The 4,222-nt window shown below is 73.1% G+C and carries 4 protein-coding genes; all 4 read left to right on the top strand.

Annotation, left to right across the window (positions count from 1 at the left end; translation table 11 throughout):
* The first annotated feature begins 128 nt into the window (after positions 1-128).
* Complete coding sequence (locus SACSA_RS0110225; RefSeq protein WP_019815602.1) at positions 129-1,424, top strand: nicotinate phosphoribosyltransferase; 1,296 nt, start codon at positions 129-131, stop codon at positions 1,422-1,424.
* A gap of 54 nt (positions 1,425-1,478) precedes the next feature.
* Positions 1,479-2,051 carry an isochorismatase family protein gene (locus SACSA_RS0110220; RefSeq protein WP_019815601.1) on the top strand — a complete coding sequence of 191 codons (573 nt, stop codon included), beginning with the start codon at positions 1,479-1,481 and terminating at the stop codon, positions 2,049-2,051.
* Positions 2,048-2,983, top strand: a complete 936-nt coding sequence (locus SACSA_RS0110215; protein WP_019815599.1) for a sugar kinase — start codon at positions 2,048-2,050, stop codon at positions 2,981-2,983. Before SACSA_RS0110220 ends, SACSA_RS0110215 begins: the two co-directional genes overlap by 4 nt.
* A 92-nt stretch (positions 2,984-3,075) precedes the next feature.
* Positions 3,076-4,222 (top strand): ATP-dependent DNA helicase (locus tag SACSA_RS22370; RefSeq protein WP_019815597.1); only part of this gene is annotated, 1,147 nt, incomplete at its 3' end.

Raw genomic sequence — 4,222 nt, 5'->3', positions numbered from 1 at the left:
GGACCGGCCACGACCCGCACGGACGGCGGGCACCCGCGCGCCCGTTCGCGCGAACCCGTCCGCGGACGGACGCCCCCGCCGGTCCGGGCGGATGACACGGGCACGCCCGAGCGGAATAGGCTTCCGGCATGTCCTCCACGCCGACCGGGACCAGCACCGCGCTGCTGACCGACCACTACGAGCTCACCATGCTGAGCAGTGCGCTGCGCGATGGAACGGGCGAGCGCGACTGCGTGTTCGAGGTGTTCGCCCGCAGCCTGCCCGCGGGACGACGCTACGGTGTCGTGGCGGGCACGCGACGACTGCTCGACGCGATCGGCGACTTCCGGTTCACCGACGCCGAACTCACCCCGCTGCGTGAGACCGCCGTCGTGGACGACGCGACCCTCGACTGGCTGGCCGGCTACCGCTTCACCGGCGACATCGACGGCTACCCGGAAGGCGAGCTGTACTTCCCCGGCTCGCCGATCCTCACCGTGCGCGGCACGTTCGCCGAGTGCGTGCTGCTGGAAACGCTGACACTGTCGATCCTCAACCACGACAGCGCGGTGGCCTCCGCCGCGGCGCGGATGTCGGCGGCAGCCAACGGCAGGCCCATCATCGAGATGGGCGGCAGGCGCACCCACGAGTCCGCCGCCGTCGCCGCCGCGCGCGCCGCCTACCTCGCCGGGTTCGCCACCACCTCGAACCTGGAGGCGGGCCGCCGCTACGGGATCTCCACCCGCGGCACCGTGGCGCACGCGTTCATGCTCCTGCACGACAGCGAGGAGGAGGCCTTCCGCGCCCAGATCGACAAGATGGGCACCGACACCACGCTTCTGGTGGATACCTACGACATCAGCGCGGGGATCGAGACGGCCGTGCGCGTGGCCGGTCCCGAACTCGGCGCGATCCGCATCGACTCGGGCGACGTCGGCGTCCTGGCCCGCCAGGCCCGCGAACAGCTCGACAAACTCGGCGCCACCGACACCCGCATCGTGGTCTCCGGCGACCTCGACGAACACGCGATCGCGGCCCTGCGCGCCGAACCCGTCGACGCCTACGGGGTGGGCACGTCGGTGGTCACCGGGTCGGGGGCGCCCACGGCGGGCATGGTGTACAAGCTGGTCGAGGTCGAGGGCAGGCCGGTGGCCAAGCGCAGCGAGCACAAGGCATCGCGGGGCGGGCGCAAGTCCGCGCTGCGCAGGCACAAACCCACCGGAACCGCGCTGGAGGAGGTCGTGTACCCCACCGCGCGGGTGCCCGAGCCCGCCGCCGACGACAAGGTGCTGCACGCGGAACTGCTCCGCGCTGGACAACCGGTGGCCGAGGCGCCCACCCTTGAGGACGGGCGGCAACGGCTGCGGCGCGCGCTGGTGAGCCTGCCGTGGGAAGGGCTGAAGCTGTCCGGCGGCGAACCGGCCATTCCGACGACGTTCCTGTAGAGCGCGAGCGGCCCGCCGCCCGCCGTCGATTCCGTCCGGCCCCAGGAGGTGACCATGGCTACCGCGCTGATCGTGGTGGACGTGCAGAACGACTTCTGCGAGGGAGGGTCGCTCGCGGTCGCCGGTGGCGCCGACGTCGCCGAGGCCGTCTCCGCGCACATGCGCACCGCGGACTACGACCACGTCGTCGCGACCCGCGACTACCACATCGACCCGGGTGCGCACTTCAGCGACGATCCCGACTACGTGCGCTCATGGCCCCGGCACTGCGTGGCCGACACGGCCGGGGCCGCCTTCCACCCCCGGCTCGACATCGCGCCGATCACGGCGGTGTTCTCGAAGGGCCAGTACAGCGACGGTTACTCCGGCTTCGACGGTGCCACCGACGCGGGCGAGCGCATCGCGGACTGGCTCGGCGCGCGGGGAGTGGACACGGTCGACGTCGTCGGGATCGCCACCGACCACTGCGTGCGCGCCACCGCCCTCGACGCCGCGCGCACGGGACTGCGGACGCGGGTACTCGCCGAGCTGACGGCCGGTGTGAGCCGCTCCACTGTGGACTCGGCGCTCGCGGACCTCGACCGGGCCGGGGTCGCCGTGACGGGCGAACCGAAGGTCGCTTCGTGACGCGAACCGGACTGCTGACCTTCGGGGAGGTGCTGGCCTCGTTCAGCACCACGTCGGGCAAGCTGCGGCACGCGATGTCGGCCGGTGTGGGGATCGCGGGCTCGGAGGCCGTGGTCGCCATCGGTGCCGCCCGCCTCGGGGTCGAGGCGGCGTGGGCGGGCCGGGTCGGCGCGGACGAGCCGGGCGCGCTGGCACTGCTGCGGCTGCGGGAGGAGGGCGTGGACACCTCGGCGGTGCGCACCGACAGGGCGGCTCCGACCGGGTTGGTGCTCAAGGACTTCCGCACCGCCGAGGTGGCGCGCTCGTCCTACTACCGCAACGGCAGTGCCGGGACGCGGCTGTGCCCGGAGGACATCCCCGAGGACCGGATCCGCGCGTGCGGTGTGCTGCACCTGAGCGGGCTGACCCCCGGTCTGTCCGATTCGGCCGCCAAGGCGGCCTTCGCCGCGGTGGAGGTCGCCCGCGCCGAGAACGTGCCCGTCTCGCTCGACGTCAACTACGGCCACGCGCTGTGGTATCCGGACGACGCCGCCGACATCCTCTACGAACTGGCGTCGATGTCCGACATCGTGTTCGCCGGGGACGACGCCGCCCGCCTGCTCGGGTTCGACGGCACACCCGCCGAACTCGCCACCGGACTCGCCGACACCGGACCCGATCAGGTGATCGTCAAGCTCGGTCCCCGGGGTGCGGTCGCCGAGCTGGACGGATCACGGTACGAGGTGCCGAGCTATCCGGTGCGCTCGGTCGACACCGGCGGCGCCGACGACGCCTTCGTCGCGGGGTACCTCGCCGACTTGCTCTCCGACGCGCCGCCCGATCGCCGGTTGCGCACCGCGGCCGCGTGCCGGGCGTTCTCCCTGTCGGTGCCCGGCGACTCGGTCGGCCTGCCCGAGCGCGAGGAGTTGCAGTTGCTGGCCCGCTCGCGCTGACTCCGGCCCGTCCGGCCCCGCCACCGCACGTGCCGGGCTCGGGTGTGAGGCAGCGACCACACCGTCGGGCCCCGGCGGTACCGTCTGAGAACGTGACCGGTGACCACTCGGAGCGTCCCAGCGTCCGCGCCCTCCTCTCGCACGCCGTCGAGGCCGTCGGCGGCAGTGAACGGGAGGGACAGGTGCGCATGGCCGAAGCCGTGGCCGAGGCGATCCGCACGGGGGACCATCTCGCCGTGCAGGCGGGCACCGGTACCGGCAAGTCGCTGGCCTACCTCGTGCCCGCGCTGCGGCACGCCGTCTCCTCCGGCACGACCGTGATCGTTTCCACGGCCACGATCGCCCTGCAACGCCAGCTCGTCGACCGGGATCTGCCCCGCCTGGCCTCGGCCCTGGCCGAGCCCCTCGGGCGGGAGCCGTCCTTCGCGATCCTCAAGGGCAGGCGCAACTACCTGTGCCTGCACCGGGTGCACCACGGCGCGCCGGACGAACCGGAGGAGGACGGCCTGTTCGACCAGTTCGCCGTCTCCCGGCTGGGCAGGGAGGTCAAACGCCTGCACGAGTGGTCGTCCGAGACCGAGACCGGCGACCGCGACGAGCTGGTGCCCGGTGTCACCGAACGGGCCTGGAGGCAGGTGTCGGTCACCGCGAAGGAGTGCCTCGGCGCGCACCGCTGCCCGGTCGGCGACGACTGCTTCGCCGAGGCGGCGCGCGGTGAGGCGGGCAGGGCCGACGTCGTGGTCACCAACCACGCCCTGCTGGCGATCGACGCACTCGGCGAGCACCCGGTGCTGCCCGAGCACGACGTCACGATCATCGACGAGGCACACGAACTGGTCGACCGCGTGACCTCGGCGGCGACGGGCGAACTCACCCCGGCGATGATCTCGTCGGCGACGCGGCGCTGCGGCAGGCTGATCGACGCCGATGTCGCCGACCGGCTGCTCGAATCCGGTGAGGGCCTCTCGCTCGTGCTCGACGAGCTGCCCTCGGGCAGGCTCGACACCCTGCCCGAAGCTCTCGGCGGTGCCGTCGCCGGCGTCCGGGACGCCGCGCACGCGTGCGTGACCGCGCTCGGGTCCGAACGACGGGAGGACATCGACGAGGCCACCGCCCGCACGCTCGCGCGCTCGGCGCTGGACGAGGTACACGACACGGCCGTGCGGCTGCTCGACGCGTTCGACGCCGACGACGGCGCGCGGACCGACGTGGTGTGGCGCTCCGGCGGCGACGGCCCCC

The organism is Saccharomonospora saliphila YIM 90502 (genome assembly GCF_000383795.1).
GTDB classification, from domain to species: domain Bacteria; phylum Actinomycetota; class Actinomycetes; order Mycobacteriales; family Pseudonocardiaceae; genus Saccharomonospora; species Saccharomonospora saliphila.
Note: the sequence above shows the minus strand (reverse complement) of the source record. Positions and strands in the feature narration are given on the sequence as shown.

What these genes read in the sequence shown, in the direction of transcription:
- SACSA_RS0110225 (WP_019815602.1), top strand. Translation starts at nt 129, where the DNA reads ATGTCCTCCACGCCGACCGGGACCAGCACCGCGCTGCTGACCGACCAC.
- SACSA_RS0110220 (WP_019815601.1), top strand. Translation starts at nt 1,479, where the DNA reads ATGGCTACCGCGCTGATCGTGGTGGACGTGCAGAACGACTTCTGCGAG.